Raw genomic sequence first — 21,780 nt, forward strand, 5'->3', positions numbered from 1 at the left:
GGGGGGGGGGGAGCCCGGGGGGGGGGGGGCGAGCTGAGAGAAAGGAACCACAATGACTACTGCAGCACCTATTGCTTCTCGTGGCACTTCTGCGCACCTTCCGGCAGGTTTGGTGGTACTTCACCCCGCCCGCACTGCGTCCGCCAGCACCGTGTCCGCCCGCACCGTGCAGGGGCGTTCTCGTGTGCCTGCGTCTTCGCAGTCTGTTCGCTCTTCTCGTGCGGCTCATGCACCCCGTCCTGCGCAGGTGGCTCAGCCCGCCCACGCTCCCGCCGTTTCTGCTCAGACATCTTCTGCGGCGCAGGTACCTGGCGTGAAGAGTGCTCTTCTGGCTAAGGGCGGCGAGCTTCTGCGCGCGGTTCCCGCTTCTATTCGTCGTCTTGGCACTGTGCGCGGTTTTCTGAAGGGTCTGCCTCTGCTGACTTTGGCGGCGCTGATTGTGCTCGGTGCTATTAGCTTCTTTAGCCCGGCGGCTTCAGCCTCCGTGGAGAACGCTTCGGTGACTCGAACCGTCGTTGTGGTCAAGCACGGTGAGACCCTGTGGGATATTGCTCAGGCGGTGGATCCGCAGGGTGACACCCGTGATACTGTGGTTCGTATTATGGAGTTGAACTCGTTGACTAGCGCCTCTGTTGATGCCGGTCAGCGTCTGGAAATTCCTCAGACTCAGCGATAAGCATGGACCCATGTGTGGTTGGCTTCTGCATGAGCTTGATGTCTTGACTCCGAATCCTCTATCTCTCAAGCTAGAGCGCTTGAGCCAAAATCTTGAGCCTATGAAATAGGAGCGCACCGATGCCTGTTCCCGTTGAACCCACACTCACCGAAACTGAATCTGCACAGAAAACTGAATCTGTACAGAATGCTCAGACCGCTCGTCCTGTGGTTGCCGTTTTGGGGGAACCGGGAACTCGTGGCGCCTTGGTGAAGCTTCTTCAGGATGAGGGGGCGGACGTCATCGTGACCGCTGTGCCCGATCAGCTGCGTGAGGCTGACGGCATGGTGGTTACCGGCGGTGCGAGCTCTCTTGAGGCGTATGAAGATCTGAAAGCTAAGGACGCTGAGCGCGTGATTGGTCGCCGTGTTGCTGGCGGTCGTCCGGTGTTGGTTGCCGGTGCGGCACTGAGCTGCCTCTTCGACTCGGTTACGGTGGAGCATCCGCAGATGGGGCAGGTTCAGGTGCAGTGCATGGGGGAGTGGCCCGGTGAGAGCGTGGAGCTTTCTACCCGCGATCTGGTACCCGGTGTTTCTGCCCTGCGTTCTTCCTCCGATAGTGCACTGCTCAAGGATCTTGAGGGCGAGGCTCACTTCAAATCTGAGCACGGCGTTTTTGAATGGGCTTTTGATCAGAGCATTGAATATATTGCCCCTCCCGCGGTGACTTGGACTGTCACCGAGCCCGCCTATATCGCGGCGGTTGAGAACGGTCCGCTGACGGCGGTGCAGTTCTGTCCGGTAGGTTCTGGCGAGCTGGGGGCAGAGTTTATGCGCCGCTGGGTTGCGTCCCTGGCGGTGACCGGTCGCCTGTCTTCTGAGTCTCTGTCTTCTGGCGACTCCGCTACTGCGGCGGGAGGTAACTAATGTCTGCACCCGCTCTTGAACTTCTGCCCGCTGTTGATATTTCTGAAGGCTACGCGGTGCGCCCGGTGGGTGGCACCCTGTCCGGTGGTGAGCAGCGCCTTGACCCCGTTGAGGCGGCTCTGACCTGGGTGAAGGCTGGTGCTCGCTGGATTCACCTGGTTGACCTTGATTTGGCATTTGGTCGCGGCACGAATACTGAGGTTCTGGCTGAGGTGGTTGCCGCCGTCCGTGCCGAGAATGCCCGCGACTCCGCTCCGGTTCGTATTCAGGTCAGCGGCGGTGTGCGTAATGCTGAGAGTCTGGAGCGCGCCCTGAGCCTGAACCCGGACCGCGTGAACGTGACCAGTGCGGCTCTGGCGGATTCTTCCTGGCTTGAAGACACCCTGGCTCGTTACGTGGATTCTGATCTTCTTGCCCTCGGGCTCGATGCCCGCTACAACCCCGAGCGGGGTTGGGTGACGGTGGCTCGCGGTACCGACTGGTCGGGCCCTGACCTGGCGGAGGCGCTGGCTTGGCTGGAGGGCGCGGGCGTGCGCCGCTATATCGTTACGGATGTGAGCAAGGACGGTTCTCTGGCGGGTCCCGGTGCGGAGCTGCTGGATGAGGTGCTTGCCCAGAGCGCCTGTCGGGTGGTGGCGTCCGGTGGTGTGGCATCGCTGGCTGATCTTGAGAAGCTGCGTTCCATGGTGCCTTATGGGCTGGAGGGCGTGGTGCTTGGTAAGGCGCTGTATGTGGGCAACTTTAGTTTTGAGCAGGCTCTTGAGGCTGCTGGCTCCCGCTAAAGCTACTCTTCCCGCTACATCTGGTGCCCGCTAAAGCTACCGGTTCGCGCCAGTCCGCTTATCTAGCCCGCGTAGATTTCTTATCCGCACAGGCTCGCACAGGCTTTATATGTGGCGAAGCTCCGCCTCCCTCGTACTGAGGAAGACGGGGCTTCGTGATGACATAAACCAGGTTGCGGCTTAGTAGACCAGCTGGTTTAGCGTGCGTCCTGGTTTAGTACACCGGACCGGTGAGCTTTTCGCCGGGGCCCTTGCCGGGCTCGTCCGGGAAGGGGGATGCTTCGCGGAATGCGAGCTGCAGGGTGCGCAGGCCGTCGCGCAGGGGCGCTGCGTGCTGGGAGCCGATTTCGGGTGCTGCGGCGGTGACGAGGCCTGCCAGCGCGGTGATGAGCTTGCGTGCTTCGTCGAGGTCCTTGAGGTCGTCGGCGTTTTCGTCGGCTGCGAGGCCGCACTTGACGGCTGCGGCGCTCATCATGTGGATGGCTGCGGAGCTGATGATTTCGATGGCGGGTACGTCTGCGATGTCGCGCAGCTGTTCGTTGACGGCTTCGACCTGCTCTTCGGTGAGTTCGGTGTGGCCGTGTACGGGGGTTTCTTCTTCCGCGGTGAAGCGGAAACTCGTGTTTTCAGTGCTCATAGTCCTAGAATCTCATATTTCGTTTGTTTCGGTAAATGCGTCCTTAAGAGTGGGCGCGTCCGTGGACTTCCCGCGGTCAGGACCGCAATTTTTATGGTGTTTTACGTCTATTTCCTTGCGCCTGTCGAGGATTCTGCGGTATGGTTGTAGACAGTTTGCAAGTGGAGCATGCCTCCCACCCGGTTGACCGCCGCAGGCGTTAGTTTGCGAGTTTTAAGGTGAACGGGTTCGTGCGCCGCTTTCGGCGTACGCTGGTTTGTGCCTCCGCTTGTGTGACTGCGGGGGCTTTTTTAGTGCCCGCAACGGATAGTATTCACGGGGAAACCCACAGAGCACAGGAGCTAGTCATTAGCGAACCACGCATTAACGATCGTATCCGCGTTCCCGAGGTCCGTCTTGTCGGTCCCGGTGGCGAGCAGGTAGGCGTTGTCCCTCTGAAGGACGCTCTGCGTCTGGCTGAGGACGCCGAACTCGACCTGGTCGAGGTTGCCCCGAACGCGAAGCCGCCCGTGTGCAAGCTCATGGATTACGGTAAGTACAAGTACGAAGCCGCAATCAAGGCTCGTGAATCCCGCAAGAAGCAGGCTAATGCCGTTCTGAAGGAGATCCGTTTCCGCCTGAAGATTGATACCCACGACTACGAAACCAAGGTTGGACACGCTCGTCGTTTCCTTTCCGGTGGTGACAAGGTCAAGGCAATGATTCAGTTCCGTGGTCGTGAGCAGCAGCGCCCCGAGATGGGTGTGCGTCTGCTGGAGCGTCTGGCGGCTGAGCTGGCTGAGGTGAGCACCGTTGAGTCTCGTCCCCGTCAGGATGGCCGCAACATGGTGATGGTTCTGGCTCCGCTTCGCGGTAAGGCAGAGGCTCGCCGTGAGCAGGGCGCCGGCGGTCGCAAGGGTCGCGAGCGTATTGACACGACCAAGGCGAAGCCCGTAACTAATTCTCTGGCAGACGCTATGCCTGCCGAGTTGAAGGCACAGGCTTCCGCCGAGTAGGGAACCGGGTCGTCACTTTAGGATGGGCACGCGCCTCCACCGTTGGGTGGGTGTTGCGGGTTCACCCGGTGCCGGTTCCGAGGCACCTCGTCAGGGGTGCCTCACCTTTGGTCCTTGGGGCTGATGCGTGTATCGCTCAACCCCACTAAGCTACCCCGCCGTTGTGGCGGGGGGTGAATGTAAGGAGAACGGCAGCTATGCCGAAGCAGAAGACCCACTCTGGTGCTAAGAAGCGCTTCAAGCTCACCGGTAGCGGCAAGGTTAAGCGCCAGCAGGCGAACCGTCGCCACTACCTGGAGCACAAGTCCTCTCGTCTGACCCGTCGTCTGGCTTCTGACCAGATCGTTACCGGCGGCCAGGCAAAGGTTGTCAAGAAGATGCTGGGTAAGTAAGCAACGCTTACTCTCTGCACCTGGCGCACCGATAGTGGTGCGCACTGATTAAAGACTCGCTCCTGTTCAGCGTGATATGTGAGCTGTTCAGGACATAAGACGAAGGAGACACACGTGGCACGTGTGAAGCGCGCGGTTAACGCGCACAAGAAGCGCCGTACTATTCTCGATCGTGCATCCGGCTACCGCGGTCAGCGTTCTCGCCTGTACCGTAAGGCTAAGGAGCAGGTCACTCACTCGCTGGTTTACAGCTACGACCACCGTCGTAAGAAGAAGGGTGACTTCCGTCGCCTGTGGATTCAGCGTATTAACGCTGCTTCCCGCGCACAGGGCCTGACCTACAACCGCTTCATCCAGGGCCTGAAGGCTGCTGGTGTTGAGGTTGACCGCCGTATGCTGGCTGAGCTGGCTGTTAACGAGCCTGCTGCATTCAACGCACTGGTTGAGATTGCTAAGAACAACCTGCCCGAGGACACCTCGGCTCCCAAGGCTTAATTAGCCTAGGTTGTGTTCTTACCTCGAAGATCTAGGTTCGGGGTAGGATGTTTAAGCGTCGTGAGCGGCCGTCTGCACTTTTGAGTGTGGGCGGCCGCTTTCTGCGTATCTGGGGGTTGTGCTTGTGGCTGTTCTGCGTTTTTGGGTGTGCCTTTGCCTGTACCCTTTAAGAGTGAACTTTTTTGAACGTATTAGTACCCCCGTTGTGATGTCCAATCCGCAGGCAGATCGTGTGCGCGATATTGCGAAGCTGCGTACCCGCGCTGCCCGCACGAAGAAGGGCCAGTTCCTGGTGGAAGGCCCGCAGGCTGTGCGTGAGGCGTTGAAGGCGCATCTGAAGAAGCCGATTCTGGATGCTGTCTACGTTACGGAGGCGGCTTTTGACCGTCATGAGGATATTGCTGAGTTGCTGGAGCAGGTGTACGGCACTCCCACCCCGGAGGAGGGCCGCCGCGTCTTTATGCGTGTGGTGACCGATGAGGTGCTGGAGGCGATGGCTGATTCGGTGAGCCCGCAGGGTATTATTGCGGTTTCCTTTATGGTGGATGCGTCGTTCTCGCTGCTGTGGGGTGAGGGCGCGTTGAACCCGAAGCTGATTGCTGTGATGTCTCGTGTGCAGGATCCGGGTAATGCGGGCACTATTCTTCGCGTGGCTGATGCGGCCGGTGCTGACTTGGTGATTACGACTAAGGGTTCGGTGGATTTGTATAACCCGAAGACGGTGCGTTCTACGGCGGGTTCGCTGTTCCATGTGCCGATTATTCAGGGCGTTCAGCTGGAGGATTTCGCGGAGGATGTGAAGTCTCAGGGTACTGCTGTGCTGGCTGCTGATGGCTATGGTGCGGTGAATCTGCAGGAGCTGAGCGAGTACACGGCGGCTCGTCGTGCCGGTGTGGAGGCGAGTGCCCCCTCTGGCGTGAAGGGTAATTTTGATCTTTCTAAGCCGACGATGTGGCTTTTCGGGAATGAAGCGCAGGGCTTGAATGCTGAAGAGAAGGCTGCCGCCACGATGCGCGTGGCTGTTCCTGTCTATGGTTCGGCTGAGTCTTTGAATGTGGGTACGGCTGCTGCTGTGTGCCTGTATGCTTCGGCGATGGCTCAGCGCGGCGTTTCTCGCTAGGTTTTGGGCGGTTCACGGCTGTGGTACAGCGGTGGGCCGCTTTAGCATCATGGGCTTTAGAGTTTTAGTTTAGGGCTGAGAAAGGGAAATTATGTCTGCTCCTTCTGGTCATTCGGGTTCGGGCGCGATTATTGCCGCGCTGGGTGCGAACCTGGGTATTGCGGTGCTGAAGTTTTTGGCTTTTGCGCTGACTCGTTCTTCGTCGATGTTGGCGGAGGCTATTCACTCGGTGGCTGACTCGGGTAATCAGCTTCTGCTTCTTCTGGGCGGTCGCGCTTCGCAGAAGCAGGCTGATGAGGAGCATCCGTTTGGTTATGGCCGTAACCGCTATATTTACGCGTTTATTGTGTCGATTATTATCTTTGCCCTGGGTGGCTTGTTCGCTCTGTATGAGGGTTATGAGAAGCTGCATGATCCGCACGGTATTACTGAGTGGCAGTGGGTTCCGGTGGCTGTTCTGGTGGGTTCGATCCTGCTGGAGGGTAATTCGTTCCGCGTGGCGGTGAAGGAGTCGCGTGATCTGAAGGGCAAGCAGAGCTGGATGCGTTTCTTGCGTACTTCGAAGAACCCGGAGCTTCCGGTGCTTCTGTTGGAGGATGCGGGCGCGTTGCTGGGTCTGATTTTTGCACTCTTTGGTGTGGGCATGACTCTGCTGACCGGTAATGGTCTGTGGGATGCGTTCGGTACCCTGGCTATTGGTGTGCTGCTGGTCTTTATTGCTGTGTTCCTTGCGGTGGAGATGAAGTCCCTGATTTTGGGTGAGGCTGCTTCTCCGGAGGATTTGGCGAAGATTCGTGCGGCGATTGAGGATGGCGATAGCGAGCGCATTATCCACATTAAGACCGTGCACTTGGGTCCTGAGGAGATTCTGGTGGCGGCAAAGATTCGTATTCATGATGCTGACACCGGTCGTGCGGTAGCTGATGAGATTGACGCTGCTGAGGTGCGTATTCGTGAGGCTGTTCCTGCGGCGCGCATCATTTATTTGGAGCCGGATATTTTCCGGGCTTAGTTCTAGGAGATTTTCGTTATGACCGTTGAGATGATCGTTGATGGTTTGCTAAAGATTTTCGTTGGCCTGATCATTCTTTTGGTGTACCTGCGTCTGACTCACCGTTCTCAGGCGGGGCACCAGACCCCGATTGATACCATCGGTAACTTTGTCGTGGGTGGTGTGTTCGGTGGCGTGTTGTACAGCAAGCAGATTAGCCTGTTCTACTTTGTCATCTACATGGTGTTTACGCTGTGCATGATTCAGCTGCTGAACGTGGCGACCACGAAGATTCGTTTTCTGCATATGGCGGTGCGTGAGCAGCGCGTGCCGGTCATTACGGATGGCGATATCGATATTAAGAGCTTCCAGCAGGCAGATGTGGTTCTTGATCCGATGCGCCTGATTGCTGACCTTCGTGCGCAGGGTATTTACGACCTGGAAGACATTGAGTTCGCTCAGATTGAGCCGAATGGTGTGCTGAGTGTGATTCGTAAGGGCGACGGTGTGCCGAACTTTGCTCTGATTGTGAAGGGTACCTTGGTCACTCGCGATATCGCGGATGCGCACAAGACCGAGGATTGGGTGTACCTGCAGTTGCGTGCGGCTGAGGTCGAACTTGAGGATGTCTTCCTCATGGAGTTCAAGAACGGTAACCGCCTGCTCATTCTGCTCAATGACGGCACTACTATTCGCCGTGAGGTGGCAGAAGCCTCGAATATGAATGATAAGGAAGAAGAGTGGCAGGAAGGCGTGGAGGAAGCTCCTGAGCCGGAGGATACTGAGGATGCTAAGAAGGAAGTAGCGGAGCACGCTGCTGAGGATGCGCATCCGACGAAGGATTCTAAAGCGTAGAAGAAGGTAGAGAAAGATGAGTGAAGTGTCGCCCTCGTTTGAGGTTCAGGTGGTTGGCGCCGCCGTGGTTGATTCTTTGGAGGCTCCGACCCGTATGCTGGTGGCTCAGCGTTCTGAGCCGCAGACTGTTGCCGGCATGTGGGAGTTCCCGGGCGGTAAGGTCGAGCCGGGGGAGAGCTGCGAGCAGGCGCTGGTGCGTGAGCTGACAGAGGAGCTGGGCGTGCAGGCGCGTTTGGGTGCTGAGGTGCCCGGCGCGTACCCGCAGGGCTGGCGTCTGAGCGAGCGTCTGGCGATGCGCGTGTTCTTCGCGGAGATTCTTTCGGGTACTCCGGATACTTTGGAAGATCATAGCGCGCTGCGGTGGATGCCGCTGCCGAAGTCTAAGGATGACGCGCAGGCGTACGATGACCTGCTGGGTTTGCCGTGGATTCCGGCGGATTTGCCGATTGTTGTGGCTCTTCTGCAGCAATTGCAGGACACTGGCACTGGTGAGGCGTAGACCCAAGGTCTGACCTAATGCTCTGCGCTAGTTCGTTGCGAGGCTAATTCGCCGTTGTGTGACAAATTCGCGGCGGTAACAGGATAAATTTTCTCTATCTTTTTTGACACTGTTTGAAGGCGGGATTCCCTGTGGGGAGTCCCGCCTTTATTCATATTTTGAGGGTGATTTATGCGCCGTGTAATCCTGACTTGTGTGTTTGTTGGGGAGGGGATTTTGTCATATATGGGTTCGACACGGATACATACTTTGGAAACCAATCGGTAGGCGGGTAGTATTGAGGGAGAAATCACATACGTATTGGGAGACAATGATGACTGCTCAACCCCCGTTTGATCCGGGTGCCTACCGCTCCGACGCGGTTCCCTCGGACACTCAAGCTATTTATATTCAGGAAGGCGGCGCTGAGCCGCGCGGAATTCTGTTCCACTCGCCGACCAAGCACCCGAAGATTCTGCGTCTGCAGGAGATTATGATTGTCTCCGCGCTGCTCTGCTTGATTCACGGTGTTATTTCCTCGTTTGCACCGGATAACCTGTCCCCGCTGAAGGGTCTGCCGGAGTTCGGCGTTGCAGGCGGTATCGGCCTGCTGGTTGTTTCTGCGGTTGTGTACATTTGGGTGTACTTCACGATTCAGAAGGGCAAGCGTCTGGGCCTGACTGTCGGTCTGATTTTTGCAATTCTGGGTGCGTTCGTGGCGATTATGTCTCTGATTGGTAATGTCATTGACGCTCAGCGCTACGGCTTCGTGCCCCTGTACGCGGCATGGTTCATTGCGAACGTGCTGTGGATTCGTGCTTCTTTTGACCCGGCTGTGAAGCAGGCTCTGAAGTAGAAGCGCCCTCTTCAACCCTGTTGTTGAAAAGATATACTCTAGAACGCCCGGATGGACTATCCGGGCGTTCTGCTGTTTACGCTTCCTTCTCTGGTCTAAAATGGATAGGATATGCGCCCGTCGCCTTCCCCTTGTCCCGCACCCTGTGTGGGTAGCCGGGGGAGAGCAGGCGGTGCTACCTAAGGTGTATAACGAGCCAGCCGGCATAGTGCCGGTGGTATGCAGAGAAGAGTGACAATGACCGATTCCGTGCAGGAACACGAGGGTCTTAACGGCCCGGCTCAGGTTCTCGCCCGCATTGCGCAGGTTCTGGAGGAGAACCCCGAGAACGGTTTGGACGCTATCCGTGAGGCTTTTGAGGCTGAGCGTGAGCGTGCCCGCCAGGAGATTCGCGAGAAGGCTAAGGACTTTGACAGCCTCAAGGAGGTGCGCCTGAGCTTCTTCGGTGAGAAGGGCATCATGAGCATCGCTAACCGCCAGATGCGTGATCTTCAGAACCAGCACAAGGGCCCGGTGGGTAAGCTGATGGGTCAGGCTCGTGCAGCCCTGACTGAGGCTATTGAGGCTCGTACCGCTGAGCTGGAGGCTGAGCGTGAGGCTCGCATCCTGGCTGAGGAAGCTGTGGACGTTTCTGCTGCTTCGCCTCGCCGTTCCCTGGGCGGCCGCCACCCGATTGCTCTGATGCAGGAGCGCCTGACTGACATTTTCGTCGGTATGGGTTGGGAAGTTGCTGACGGCCCGGAGCTGGAGTCTGAGTGGTACAACTTTGACGCTCTGAACATTAAGCCGGATCACCCGGCACGCGAAATGCAGGATACTTTCTACGTTGAGCCGAAGAACGCTCACCTGCTGCTGCGCACTCACACGTCGCCGGTGCAGATGCGCTCGCTGCTTTCGCGTGATTTGCCGCTGTACATTGTGTGCCCGGGCCAGGTGTACCGCACCGATGAGCTGGACGCGACCCACACCCCGGTCTTCCACCAGATTGAGGGTCTTGCCGTGGATAAGGGCCTGACCATGGCTGATCTGAAGGGCACCCTGGAGTACATGGCACGCGCCATGTTCGGTGAGGACGCTAAGATTCGCCTGCGCCCGAACTTCTTCCCGTTCACTGAGCCTTCCGCTGAGCTGGATTTGTGGCACCCGAATGCTAAGGGCGGCCCGCAGTGGATTGAGTGGGGCGGCTGCGGCATGGTGAACCCGAATGTTCTGCGTGCTGCGGGTATTGATCCTGAGGAGTACTCGGGCTTCGCTTTCGGTATGGGTATTGAACGTACCCTCATGTTCCGTAACAACGTCGCTGACATGCATGACATGGTTGAAGGCGACATCCGTTTCTCTGAGCAGTTCGGGATGGAGATCTAAATTATGCGTGTACCCCTGTCATGGCTGCGCGAGTTCGTGCCTGTAGCTGAGGATGCTTCGGCTGAAGATTTGATGGCAACCCTGGTGAAGGTTGGCCTGGAAGAAGAAGACGTTCACCGCCCCTCTGATGAGCTGTCCGGCCCGATTGTGGTTGGCCAGGTGCTCTCTATGGAGCCGGAGACCCACTCGAATGGCAAGACCGTGAACTGGTGCCAGGTGCGTGTGGTTCCGGAAGGTCAGGAGCAGACTCTGACCGGTAAGGGCATTGAGCCTTCCGGCGTTCAGGGCATTATTTGTGGTGCCCACAACTTCAAACCCGGCGACAAGGTTGTTGTGACCCTGCCCGGCGCTGTTCTGCCCGGTGGTTTCGCGATTACTGCCCGTAAGACTTACGGTCACAAGTCGGCTGGCATGATTGCTTCGACTCGTGAGCTGGGTATTGGCGATGATCGCGGCGGCATCCTGGTGCTTTCGACCCTGGGCCTGGACCCGGAGCTTGGCACCGATGCGATGGAGCTGCTGGGCCTGTACGATCAGGCTGCCGAGGTGAACGTGACCCCGGACCGCGGTTACGCGTTCTCCCTGCGCGGTATTGCTCGCGAGTGGTGCCACGCTACCGGTTCTTCCTTTGAGGATTTTGTGCTGGCGTACGGCGATCGCGCCCCGGAGGCTAACGACGCCGGTCACCCGGTTGCTCTGCGTGATGACGCCCCGATTCACGGTAACCCCGCATGCACTCGCTTCGTGATGCGTGAGGTGTCGGGCGTGAAGGCGGATGCGCCGGTTCCGACCTGGATGTCTTCGCGTCTGCGTCTGGCGGGTGTGCGCTCGCTGTCGCTGCCGGTGGATATTTCGAACTACGTGATGCTGGAGACCGGTCAGCCGCTGCACTTCTACGATGCTGACAAGGTTCAGGGTGAGATTGTGGTGCGTCGTGCCGCTGCTGGCGAGAAGCTGGTGACCCTGGATGGTGTTGAGCGTACCCTGCACCCCGAGGATATCGTCATTGCTGATGATTCCGGCGTGATTGGTCTTGCCGGTGTGATGGGTGGCGCCTCGACTGAGGTGACCGATTCGACTACCCGCATTCTGGTGGAGTCTGCTCGTTTTGATGAGGTGTCGGTGGCTCGTACCGCTCGCCGTCACAAGCTGATTTCTGAGTCCTCGAAGCGTTTTGAGCGTGGCGTGGATCCGCAGATTCAGGCTGCGGCTGCTCAGCGTGCGGTTGAGCTGCTGGTTGAGCTGGCTGGTGCTCAGGTGGAGCCGGGCGTAACCGACGTGTCCCTGGGCTACGAGCCGGTCGTGATTGATCTGCCTGCTGACTACACTGCTGGTCGTATTGGCGTGGATTACTCGCCGGAGCAGATTGAGTCTTGCCTGCGTGAGATTGGTTGCTCGGTGGAGCGTACCGAGTCTGGTTACGCGGTGACTGTCCCGTCGTGGCGTACTGACCTGCGTGCGAAGGAGGATCTGACTGAGGAAATCGCACGTATTGACGGTTACGAGAACATCCCCTCGACTCTGCCGGTGGCTCCTGCGGGCCGCGGTTACACTCCGGAGCAGGCGGGTAAGCGTCGTGCGCTGAATGCGCTGGCGGCATCCGGTCTGACTGAGGTGTTCGCGTACCCCTTCGTGTCGGCTGATGCGAACAACCTGTGGTCGGCTCCGTGGGTGAGCACCCCTGAGAACCCGGTGACTGAGGTTCCTTCGGTTCGCCTGGAGAACCCGATTTCTTCGGCTGAGGGCTGGATGCGCCGTTCGCTCCTGCCGGGCCTGGTTGAGGTTCTGAAGCGTAACCTGTCTCGTGGTTTCAAGAACCTGGCTATTTTTGAGGCGGGTCACGTGTTCATTCCGGGTGAGCAGCTGGGTTCGGAGTCTATTCCGCCGCTGGGCGCGCGCCCGTCGGATGAGGTTCTGGCTGATCTGAACGCCGGTATTCCGCAGCAGCCCACTTTCGTTGCTGGTCTGTTTGCAGGTACTGAGCACGAGGCGATGCCGGGTGCCGCTCCGCGCGCTTACGATTGGCGTGACGCTCTGGACGCTGTGCGTCTGGTCGCTGACGCTGTTTCGGCTGAGATTCAGGTCCGTAACGGTGTGCACACTGCGTTCCACCCGGGCCGTGTGGCTGAGGTTCTGAACGCTGCCGGTGAGCGTGTTGGTTTCGCTGGCGAGCTGCACCCGAAGCTGCTGCAGGAGCTGAACCTGCCTGAGCGCACCTGCGCGTTTGAGCTGGATTTCTCGGCGCTGTTCGCTGGTCGTGTTGAGGCGCGTCAGGCTACTCCGGTGCTGACTTTCCCGGCTGCTACTCAGGATGTGGCGCTTCTGGTGGACCGCAATCTGCCTGCTTCTGAGGTGGAGCGTGTTCTGCGTGAGGGCGCTGGTGAGCTGCTGGAGGACATCCGCGTCTTTGATGATTACCGCGGTGTCGGTATTGATGAGTCGAAGAAGTCTTTGGCGTTTGCTCTGCGTTTCCGCGCGCCGGATCGTACGCTGACTGCTGATGAGGCGTCGGCTGCTCGTGAGGCTGCTGTGGCTGCGACTGTTGAGCAGCTGGGTGCGGAACCGCGTGTCTAACCGGGTCTAACCCTATGGCGTAACGCCTAGTGCTGACGGGGTGGGAGTTGTTGGCTCCCACCCCGTAGCTTTTGGTGTTGCGTGGTGGGTTTACCTGTTGGGTTGGTTTATGAAGCGTTGATAAGCGCTTTCAGTGGTGAACTCATGTGGTTATGGGTACCCTAGAAGATAGATGAAGTGAGGGAGAGAGTAATGGCTAATCGAGAGAACTCGCGCGAACAGGATGAGCTGTCGCAGTCTACTGAGGTCGAAGAAACCTACTTTGAGGATTCCCAGTACGAGGATGCTGAGTACGGCGATTCTCAGTACGAGGATTCCGAGTATGAGGAGTACGACGATGAGGAAGAGAACTCCTCTCTTTTCGCGATGAGTGAGGAAGAGCTGGATGACCGTCCGGGCGTGAACTGGCTGTCGGTTCTTTCTGCTGTTGTTGCGGTTATTCTTTCCATTGTTTTGGCTATTGCGGGTGTCCGTGCTTTTGCGTCGGTGAATAATAACGCCGAGTATGCCGGTAAGAGCTGGGTCATTCAGGGCACTTACCAGGATTTGACTCCTGACCTGATTACGAAGGGTAATGTGGCTCGTTATAAGGGCAACCTGCCGACTGATGACGCGCTGAATGGTAAGACGTATGTGTCGAACCTGAAGGATAAGTATCAGGTGACTTCGGGCGCTCCGATTGAGTTCCGAGGATCGCAGACTGGTGATGTTCCCTCGGAGTTCCCGCGTGAGGTGGATGGCCTGTTGGTGGAAAAGGACGACACTCTTGAGGTCGTCTACACCGCTGAGAAGGGCACGTTGAAGCCTGTGACTGAAGACAGCGTGAATGCGGAGCGTTTTGCCGGTATCGCAAGTATTGTTGGTGCGGTGCTGGTGCTTCTGCTGGGGCTGGGTTTTGCTGTGTGGCTGAACCGCCGTTCGCACGATGTTGAGTATGAGGACCTGGACGGTCTGGTGGAGGATGAGCGCTAGGCGTTCTGAATCTTGCGGATTGACCGGTTGACGTTTTGTTGAGGGAGCCTGTTTCTGGCGCACGTGGTGTTGCTGGAGGCGGGCTCCTTTTTCGCGCTCGCCTACCGGAAGGTCTCTTGACCGGCGCAACGCGTCAGCCCACAATGTTCTTGCACGCTATGCATTCATTGCGAGGTTATGCGCCCGAATGTGTAGATACACGCTACATTCGCGGTGTTTTGTGTGACAGCTGGTGAGATAAACCCTGAAAATTCCCCCATATCTTGGAATAATCCATATTTGGCGCGCATATTTATGTGCATATGTATTATCTTGGGTAGTAAAGAATGTTGCGCTGCGCCACCGTTGGGCAGCTCCGTTCTGAATTCGTGATTGGCACCGTAGGAAGAAGAGATATTATGCCTTTCCCCTCGACCAAGATCGCGCGTCAGGCACGCATCGTTGAATTGTTGCAGACCCGACGTGTCCGCTCCCAGGCTGAACTGGCGCAGTACCTGACCGATGATGGTATGAAGGTTACTCAGGCGACCCTTTCCCGTGATCTTGTTGAAATTGGCGCTGAGCGCATCCGTGATGAAGGCGCCGGCTTGATTTATGCTGTGCCGAATTACCCTGCTCGTCGTGGCGGCGGCACTGCACCTGATGCCCGTATGATTTCCCTGTTCAAGGAGCTGCTGATTACCGCTGAGGGTTCGGCGAATATTACGGTTCTGCGTACTCCTCCGGGTGCTGCGCAGTTCTTGGCTTCGTCTATTGATCAGGGCGGTCTTGAAGCGATTATGGGCACTATTGCCGGTGACGATACGGTAATAGTGATTACTCGTGACCCCAATGGTGGGGCTGCGCTTGCCGAGAGCTTCTTGGATTGGTCTGCTGCTCAGTAGTAGTTGGGGCGTATCTTGCGCTGTTCTTCTGATGTTTCGGGGGAGCAGTTGAAGGTACGCCCTTCTGCTGTCTTCGGCTCTTTTGTGGGCTTCTAGCTCGGCTTCCTTTTTCTAGATATACCGATTTTTGTGGTGAGAGTTTTCAATCATGTCTGAAATGCACGATTCAGCGAACAATATTGCCTACCTTTTGGCGGAGGCTGCTTCTGGCTCCGGTTCTGCTTCTGATTCTGGGGCTAAGGCGGCTTTGGCGATTCCGGCTTCTGACTCTGCTGATATACAGGTGGTGAGCTACGCGCAGTTGGCATCTGCGGCAGCGCAGGTCCAGCGTCATCTGGCGGCGCTCGGTGTTGAGCGTGGTGACCGTGTGGCGTTGTCTATGCCGAATGTGGCGTTGATGCCGGCGTTGTATTACGGCATTGTTGCTGCGGGTGCGATTTGTGTTCCGTTGAATCCGCTGTTGTCGGGTGCTGAGCTGGAGTATCATCTGCGCGATAGCGGGGCGAAGGTGCTTTTTGCTTTTGCGGGTACTCGTCTGGCGTCGGAGGCAACCTCGACGGTGCCGGTGAAGAACGGTTCGGTTCGTTGCGAGATTTTCACTGGGGCAGAGGGCTCACCGGTGGCTCCTTTTGAGGCGCCTGCCGATAGCGCGCTGTCGGATGCTGCTCCGTCGGCTGCCGTTCCGGCGGCTGCTGTTCTGGAGCCTGTCCCGGTGGCAGCGAGTGATCCGGCGATCATTCTGTACACTTCGGGTACGACGGGCAAACCTAAGGGCGCGACGCTGACTCACGCGAATATCCTCTCGAATGCTCGTAGCTGCGTGAGCGTTTTTGGTTTCACCGCTGAGGATGTCATTTTTGGTGGTCTTCCGCTGTTCCATGCGTTTGGTCAGACGGTGTCGATGAACGCGGCGTTTGCGGCGTCGGCTACGGTGGCTTTGCTACCTCGTTTTACCCCTGACGGCGCGCTGAATCTGATGGAGCATGCCGGGGTGTCGGTGTTGGCCGCGGTCCCGAGCATGTATGTGTCGTTGGCGGCGGCGCTGGAGGCTGAGCCTGAGCGTGCGCGCTCACTGCGTGGTCGCATCCGTTTCGGTATTTCGGGTGGTTCGCCGCTGCCTGCGCCGGTGCATTCTGCGTTGAAAACGCTGATTGAGTGCCCGGTGTATGAGGGCTACGGTTTGAGTGAGACTTCGCCGGTGGTTTCGTTTAATCAGGCGGAGTTTGGCATGGTGCTCGGTTCGGTGGGTCGTGTGCTGCCGGGCGTGCAGGTGCAGGTCCGTTGCCCGCAGGGTTCCGAGTGTGCGCCGGGTGTGAGCGGTCAGCTGTGGGTACGCGGCGAGAACGTGATGGCTGGCTACTGGAATAATCCTGCGGCTACTGCTGAGGTTTTTGACGGCGAATGGTTTGCGACCGGTGACGTTGCTCATGTTGATGAGCAGGGCAATATTTTTATTGTGGACCGTATTAAGGACATGGTTCTGCGTAACGGCTATTCGGTGTATCCGCGTGAGATTGAGGATGTTCTCTATACCCATGAGCAGGTGCAGTCGGTAGCTGTGTTGGGCGTGCCTGATGAGCGCGTGGGCGAGGAGGTTGTCGCCGTGGTGATGCCGCGTCCGGGTGCTGATGAGGGCGTGTTGCAGGCGGAGTTGAATGCGTTGGCGCGTACTCGTTTGGCGGCGTATAAGTATCCTCGCCGCTACGTGATGGTGGAGAGCATGCCGCTGGGGCCGACCGGCAAGATTCTTAAGCGTGACTTGCGGGTTTTGATTCAGTGGGGCTAATCCCGGTAGATGGTTCTTGTCGCTCATCTGAGGACAAGCGCGGGTGAAGAGGGTAGAATTTTGTAGGCGGCTTCTACCGCGTTATTGTTCCCGGGCTTTTTTCCGGGGCTATCCACTTCACGAAAGAGAGAGCATGAGCGTTCCCGCTTCTGAGGCTTCGCGAACCCCTATTGAGCAGTTGATTCCGGCTGTTTGCGCTACGATTCCGAATTACCCGCACGAGGGTATCCTCTTTTACGATGTGACCACTCTCTTCGCTAATGCTGAGGTGTTCAAAGCGTGCATTGATGAGCTGGCTACTCGTTTTGAGGGTCAGTTTGATGTGGTGGCTGGTGTTGAGGCTCGCGGTTTCTTGCTGGCTTCTGCGCTCGCGTACGCTACCGGCACCGGCATTATGACGGTTCGTAAGGCGGGTAAGCTTCCGCGTGAGACGTACCGTGAGGAGTATGCGCTGGAGTACGGTAGCGCGGCGATTGAGATTCACTGTAATGATTTCGCGCCGGGCACTCGTGTTCTTCTGCTGGATGATCTGCTGGCGACTGGCGGTACCCTGGTGGCTGCCGCGAAGCTGGTGGAGCGCGCGAACCTGAAGGTTGCCGGCGTTGGCGCTCTTCTGGAGCTGGATGGTCTGGGCGGTCGTGAGGCGTTGGATGGTTACCGTCTTGAGACGCTGAGCTTGGTGTCTGAGTACCCGCTGCCGTCGAAGTAGTTTTATAGAGTTTCAGGCATACCGCCGGTTGGGCGTGTGTAGCTGATAGTGATGAGGGGTGCCCCGCCGGTTGAGCCGGTGGGGCACTTTTCTGTATGGGCCGGTGCGGGTTTTCTACGGGGGTAATATTTCTGCCCTTCGGAGCCTGTCCTGTAAAATAGTGACCCGTATTTTTGGGTGCCTGTCGCACCCTGTCTTTGAGACACCATAGGTTTAAGGAGCTTACGTGTCATCTGAATCTTTACCCCAGCAGTCTGCTGATTCTTCGGCGGCTGAGAAGCTGTTTGCTGAGCAGATGGCTGCGGAGCGCGAGTATGTTGCTCGCGTGTATGCTCGCCTGGATGAGCTCCGTGAGGAGACGGCTGAGAAGCTGGCTGCTGTGCGTAAGAATCAGGCGGTGGGCGGTCATCAGAACCGTTCGGAGCGTGACTCTTTTGCTACTCACTATGAGGATCGTTTGGCGCAGCTGAATGCTGTGGATTCTCGTCTGACGTTTGGTCGACTGGATATGGACCGTGAGGGCGCTGATGCGGTGCGTTATATCGGTCGTATTGGTATTACGGATAGCAATCAGCAGCGTCTGCTGATGGACTGGCGTGCCCCAGAGGCGGGTACGTTCTATCAGGCGACTGCTTTCCACCCGATGGGTGTGCGCCGCCGCCGTCACCTGATGCTTGAGGGCCGGACTGTCGTAAATATTGAGGATGAGGTCTTCGATTCGGAGATGCTGCAGGATGAGGACACCCTCCACGGTGAGGGTGCTCTGTTGGCGGCGTTGAATAAGAAGCGTACCGGCCGCATGGGTGATATTGTGGCGACGATTCAGGCTGAGCAGGATGCGATTATCCGCTCGGAGCTACCGGGTGTGCGTGTTGTGCAGGGTGGTCCGGGTACCGGTAAGACTGCTGTGGCGCTGCATCGTGCGGCGTACCTGCTGTACACGAACCGTGAGCGCCTGTCGAAGGCCGGCGTGCTGGTGGTTGGTCCGTCGAATTCGTTCATGTGGTATATCGAGCGTGTGCTTCCTTCGCTGGGTGAGACCGGCGTGGTGATGGCTTCGTTGGCGACCCTGTACCCGGGTTTGCGTGCTGTGCCTGAGAACGACCGCGCGGTTGCCGCGTTGAAGGGCGATTTGCGCATGGTGCAGGTTATTAAGCGTGCGGTGGCGGATCGTCAGAAGGTACCGGCTCAGGTTCAGCGTCTGAATGTTGAGGGTACTGATGTTGAGCTGACTCCGGAGATGGTTCGTTCGGCTCGTTCTCGTGCTCGTTCGACTGGCAAGCCGCATAATGAGGCTCGTGAGACGTTCGTGAAGATTCTGTTGAAGGAGCTGACCGCGAAGCTGGATGATCAGCTGAACCGTGCGGCGGGTCGTGTGGTGGAGCGTCCGTATCTGCAGGATGATGTGCGTGCCTCGATGGATGTGCGCCGTGCCTTGAACTTGGCGTGGATGCCGCTGTCGCCGGAGACTCTGTTGCGCTCGCTGTTCTCGAAGCCGCACTATCTGGAGTCTGCGACTCGTGAGTTGTCGAAGGCTGAGCGTGAGCTGCTGGCTCGCCCGGCGGATGCCCCCTTCACGGAGGCTGATGTTCCTCTGCTGGATGAGGCTGCTGAGCTTTTGGGTGATTTTTCGAAGGTGACCGGTGCGGCTGCAGCGGCTCGTGCTGCGGCGGAGCATCGCGCGAACCTTGAGAATGCGGCGAAGGCTTTGGAGAATGTTCACCAGTCGCTGGAGGATATTGGCGCTGATGGCGTGATTACTCCTGAGCAGATTGCAATGATGAATGAGGTTCGTGGCGAGCGTATGACCGCTGCGGCTGCGGCGTCGGCTGATCGTACGTGGGCGTACGGCCATATTGTGGTGGATGAGGCTCAGGAGCTCTCGCCCATGCAGTGGCGTTTGCTGATGCGTCGTTGCCCGATGAAGTCGTTCACGATTGTGGGCGATATTGCACAGGCGTCTTCTGCAGCGGCTGCTTCTTCGTGGTCGCAGGCGTTGGAGCCGTTTGTGGGTGAGCGTTTCACTCTGGAGGAGCTGACGATTAATTACCGTACTCCGGCTCAGATTGCTGAGGCGGCGGTGTCGGTTGCTCAGGCTGCTGGCTATGAGGTGTCTGCGCCTCGTGCGGTGCGTGAGGGTCAGTGGCCTCCGCTGGTTCATGAGGTTGCCGCCGAGTCTGTTGTGGAGCAGACCGTTGCCGTGGTCAGCGAGGAGGTTGCTCATTCGGGTGGTGCTCTGATTGGTGTTGTGTGCCCGCCGAGTCTGTATGTTCAGACGGCTCAGGCTGTGGCTCGTGCTCATGCTGATCGTACGGGTACCGCGCAGACTGCGTTGGAGAATCAGGTGCTGGTTCTGACTCCGTGGGAGGCGAAGGGCCTGGAGTTTGATGTTGTGGTGATTGTTGAGCCGCAGCAGCTGATTGATGATGCTGATGGTGCTGTGGGTGATTTGTACGTGTCGATGACTCGTCCGACTCAGCGCCTGCACATGGTGGGTTCGCGGATGCCCGAGGGTCTGTAGCCTTGCGGCTCGTGTAGCCTCTATCTGTTATTTCTTTTGAGCCGGTACCGCACCGATTTGGGCGCTCGCTTGGGTTTTTCTGAGCGTTTGGGCTGGTGCGGTGCTAGGCTTGTTACATATTTTGTTCGAGCGCCTTCGGGCGTTGTTACCTTGTGAATGGGAGAAGCATGTCTGCCGAGATCCTCAACGCGCAGCATAATGACGATACCTTCGAGAATATTTGGCAGGAGCTGAAGTGGCGCGGCCTGGTGCACGTGAGTACTGATGAGGCTGCTCTGGAGAAGGCGCTGAGCGAGGAGAGCCTGACTTTCTATACGGGTTATGATCCGACTGCGGCTTCTTTGCACCTGGGTCACCTGGTGCAGCTGCTGGTGATGCGTCGTCTGCAGCTGGCTGGTCACAAGCCGCTGGGTCTGGTGGGTGGTTTCACCGGTTTGATTGGTGATCCGCGTCAGACTTCTGAGCGTGTGCTGAATTCTCCTGAGGTTGTTGCTGAGTGGGTTAAGTCTCTGCGTGCTCAGATTGAGCGTTTCCTGTCTTTCGAGGGTGAGAACGCTGCTCGTATGGTGAATAACCTGGACTGGAGCGGTCAGATGTCTGCTCTGCAGTTGCTGCGCGATGTTGGTAAGCATTTCCGCGTGGGCACCATGGTGAAGAAGGAGATTGTTGCGAAGCGTCTGAACTCTGATGAGGGCATTTCGTACACCGAGTTTTCGTACCAGATTCTGCAGGGCTTGGACTTCCTGGAGCTGAACCGTCGTTTCGGTTGTACTCTGCAGACCGGTGGTTCTGATCAGTGGGGTAACCTGACGAGCGGTACCGAGCTGATTCGTAAGGTGGAGGGTAAGAGCGTTCACGCTATTGGTACTCCGCTGATTACTAACTCTGATGGCACTAAGTTCGGTAAGAGCGAGGGTAACGCTATTTGGCTGAACCCGCAGATGTGCTCGCCGTACGCTTTCTACCAGTTCTGGCTGAACACTGCGGATGCGGATGTGCTGGATCGTCTGAAGGTCTTTACGTTCTTGACTCGTGCTGAGATTGCTGAGTTTGCGGAGAAGGTTGAGAAGGAGCCGTTTAAGCGTGAGGCTCAGAAGACTCTGGCGTACCTGGTGACTTCGCTGGTTCACGGTACTGAGGCTACTGATCAGGCTGTGGCTGCTTCGGAGGCTTTGTTTGGTAAGGGTGATTTCGCTGCTCTGGATGAGGCTACCTTGGAGTCTGTGGTTGCTGAGCTTCCTTCGGCTAAGCTGTCCGAGGATCGTCTGGACATGATTTCTGTTCTGACTGAGCTGGGCTTTGCGAAGTCTAACTCTGAGGCTCGTCGCATTCTGAAGGAGGGCGGCGCTTCGGTCAACGGCGTGAAGGTTCAGGGTGAGGACGCAGTGATTTCTAAGGATGATCTGCTGCACGGTCGTTTTGCGATGGTTCGCCGTGGTAAGAAGAACCAGGGCGCTGTAGAGCTTGTCTAGTCTTTTCTGACTTTCTCTATACATATAGAGGGGGAGGGGTTCTTCTCTGCTGAGTGTTTAGTACTGAGTGTTCGGTACTGAATGTTCGGTGGGGGAGTGCCCCTCCTTTTCTGTTCCCTATATACACAGAGCCCCTCCGTCAGGAGGGGCTCTTCTTGTATCGTTCTGCTGCCCTCTGGCTCTGGGTTTTCTTGGTTTGTCTTTGTTGGCGAGGGCTTTGGATGCCTTTCGACCCTGTTTTGGGGTTCCCGAGAGGGGAATTCGCAGATTTTTGAGGTTTCTAGAAGTTTTTTGAAGATTTTTTAGTACCCATAA

The 21,780-nt window shown here is 57.5% G+C and carries 20 protein-coding genes; 19 read left to right on the top strand and 1 reads right to left on the bottom strand.

Annotation, left to right across the window (positions count from 1 at the left end; all coding sequences use genetic code 11):
- Positions 1 to 52 precede the first annotated feature (52 nt).
- From HMPREF2927_RS08870 to HMPREF2927_RS01520, 3 genes are all read left to right on the top strand, one after another.
- Positions 53 to 676, top strand: coding sequence for a LysM peptidoglycan-binding domain-containing protein (locus HMPREF2927_RS08870; RefSeq protein ID WP_083311137.1), 624 nt, complete (start codon positions 53 to 55; stop codon positions 674 to 676).
- Positions 677 to 795: 119 nt separating this feature from the next.
- Positions 796 to 1,581 carry a type 1 glutamine amidotransferase family protein gene (locus HMPREF2927_RS01515; protein ID WP_083311138.1) on the top strand — a complete coding sequence of 262 codons (786 nt, stop codon included), beginning with the start codon at positions 796 to 798 and terminating at the stop codon, positions 1,579 to 1,581.
- Complete coding sequence (locus HMPREF2927_RS01520; protein ID WP_070684931.1) at positions 1,581 to 2,363, top strand: HisA/HisF-related TIM barrel protein; 783 nt, start codon at positions 1,581 to 1,583, stop codon at positions 2,361 to 2,363. Before HMPREF2927_RS01515 ends, HMPREF2927_RS01520 begins: the two co-directional genes overlap by 1 nt.
- Before the next feature lie 214 nt (positions 2,364 to 2,577).
- Here the strand turns inward: HMPREF2927_RS01520 and HMPREF2927_RS01525 are convergent, their stop codons facing one another.
- Entirely contained in the window at positions 2,578 to 3,000 is a 423-nt protein-coding gene (locus HMPREF2927_RS01525) for a DUF1844 domain-containing protein (RefSeq protein ID WP_012903892.1), read from the bottom strand.
- Positions 3,001 to 3,293: 293 nt separating this feature from the next.
- On the opposite strand from HMPREF2927_RS01525, the gene infC reads away from it, so the two are divergent.
- The 16 genes from infC to tyrS all read left to right on the top strand — a co-directional run bounded on the left by infC (position 3,294) and on the right by tyrS (position 21,465).
- Entirely contained in the window at positions 3,294 to 3,995 is a 702-nt protein-coding gene (infC, locus tag HMPREF2927_RS01530) for a translation initiation factor IF-3 (protein WP_005507875.1), read from the top strand.
- 197 nt (positions 3,996 to 4,192) lie between these two features.
- A complete protein-coding gene (gene rpmI, locus HMPREF2927_RS01535) occupies positions 4,193 to 4,387 on the top strand; it encodes a 50S ribosomal protein L35 (protein WP_004006287.1) in 195 nt (64 codons plus the stop codon).
- A 114-nt stretch (positions 4,388 to 4,501) separates the two neighbouring features.
- Positions 4,502 to 4,882 carry a 50S ribosomal protein L20 gene (rplT, locus tag HMPREF2927_RS01540; RefSeq protein WP_005507127.1) on the top strand — a complete coding sequence of 127 codons (381 nt, stop codon included), beginning with the start codon at positions 4,502 to 4,504 and terminating at the stop codon, positions 4,880 to 4,882.
- A gap of 118 nt (positions 4,883 to 5,000) precedes the next feature.
- Positions 5,001 to 6,002 carry a TrmH family RNA methyltransferase gene (locus HMPREF2927_RS01545; RefSeq protein ID WP_070684933.1) on the top strand — a complete coding sequence of 334 codons (1,002 nt, stop codon included), beginning with the start codon at positions 5,001 to 5,003 and terminating at the stop codon, positions 6,000 to 6,002.
- A gap of 91 nt (positions 6,003 to 6,093) precedes the next feature.
- Positions 6,094 to 7,014 carry a cation diffusion facilitator family transporter gene (locus tag HMPREF2927_RS01550; protein WP_070684934.1) on the top strand — a complete coding sequence of 307 codons (921 nt, stop codon included), beginning with the start codon at positions 6,094 to 6,096 and terminating at the stop codon, positions 7,012 to 7,014.
- Between the two features lie 18 nt (positions 7,015 to 7,032).
- On the top strand, positions 7,033 to 7,848 hold the full coding sequence (locus HMPREF2927_RS01555; protein ID WP_070684935.1) for a YetF domain-containing protein: 816 nt from the start codon (positions 7,033 to 7,035) through the stop codon (positions 7,846 to 7,848).
- Between the two features lie 16 nt (positions 7,849 to 7,864).
- Positions 7,865 to 8,347, top strand: a complete 483-nt coding sequence (locus HMPREF2927_RS01560) for a (deoxy)nucleoside triphosphate pyrophosphohydrolase (RefSeq protein WP_070684936.1) — start codon at positions 7,865 to 7,867, stop codon at positions 8,345 to 8,347.
- A gap of 313 nt (positions 8,348 to 8,660) precedes the next feature.
- Entirely contained in the window at positions 8,661 to 9,182 is a 522-nt protein-coding gene (locus HMPREF2927_RS01565) for a hypothetical protein (protein WP_005507133.1), read from the top strand.
- Between the two features lie 237 nt (positions 9,183 to 9,419).
- A complete protein-coding gene (pheS, locus tag HMPREF2927_RS01570; RefSeq protein WP_070594156.1) occupies positions 9,420 to 10,547 on the top strand; it encodes a phenylalanine--tRNA ligase subunit alpha in 1,128 nt (375 codons plus the stop codon).
- A gap of 3 nt (positions 10,548 to 10,550) precedes the next feature.
- The gene (pheT, locus tag HMPREF2927_RS01575) at positions 10,551 to 13,121 is read left to right on the top strand and encodes a phenylalanine--tRNA ligase subunit beta (RefSeq protein ID WP_070684938.1); all 2,571 of its coding nucleotides are present in this window, start codon (positions 10,551 to 10,553) and stop codon (positions 13,119 to 13,121) included.
- Positions 13,122 to 13,313: 192 nt separating this feature from the next.
- On the top strand, positions 13,314 to 14,093 hold the full coding sequence (locus tag HMPREF2927_RS01580; protein ID WP_070684940.1) for a hypothetical protein: 780 nt from the start codon (positions 13,314 to 13,316) through the stop codon (positions 14,091 to 14,093).
- A gap of 398 nt (positions 14,094 to 14,491) precedes the next feature.
- Positions 14,492 to 14,977 carry an arginine repressor gene (locus HMPREF2927_RS01585; RefSeq protein ID WP_005507137.1) on the top strand — a complete coding sequence of 162 codons (486 nt, stop codon included), beginning with the start codon at positions 14,492 to 14,494 and terminating at the stop codon, positions 14,975 to 14,977.
- Between the two features lie 148 nt (positions 14,978 to 15,125).
- Positions 15,126 to 16,763, top strand: coding sequence for an AMP-binding protein (locus HMPREF2927_RS01590; protein WP_070684942.1), 1,638 nt, complete (start codon positions 15,126 to 15,128; stop codon positions 16,761 to 16,763).
- Positions 16,764 to 16,896: 133 nt separating this feature from the next.
- Positions 16,897 to 17,472, top strand: a complete 576-nt coding sequence (locus HMPREF2927_RS01595; protein WP_070684944.1) for an adenine phosphoribosyltransferase — start codon at positions 16,897 to 16,899, stop codon at positions 17,470 to 17,472.
- 226 nt (positions 17,473 to 17,698) lie between these two features.
- A complete protein-coding gene (locus HMPREF2927_RS01600) occupies positions 17,699 to 19,993 on the top strand; it encodes a HelD family protein (RefSeq protein ID WP_070684946.1) in 2,295 nt (764 codons plus the stop codon).
- 167 nt (positions 19,994 to 20,160) lie between these two features.
- Complete coding sequence (gene tyrS / locus HMPREF2927_RS01605) at positions 20,161 to 21,465, top strand: tyrosine--tRNA ligase (protein ID WP_070684948.1); 1,305 nt, start codon at positions 20,161 to 20,163, stop codon at positions 21,463 to 21,465.
- The last annotated feature ends 315 nt before the right edge of the window (positions 21,466 to 21,780 follow it).

The sequence above is a fragment of the Rothia sp. HMSC061E04 genome (assembly GCF_001813685.1).
Taxonomy (GTDB): Bacteria; Actinomycetota; Actinomycetes; order Actinomycetales; family Micrococcaceae; genus Rothia; species Rothia mucilaginosa.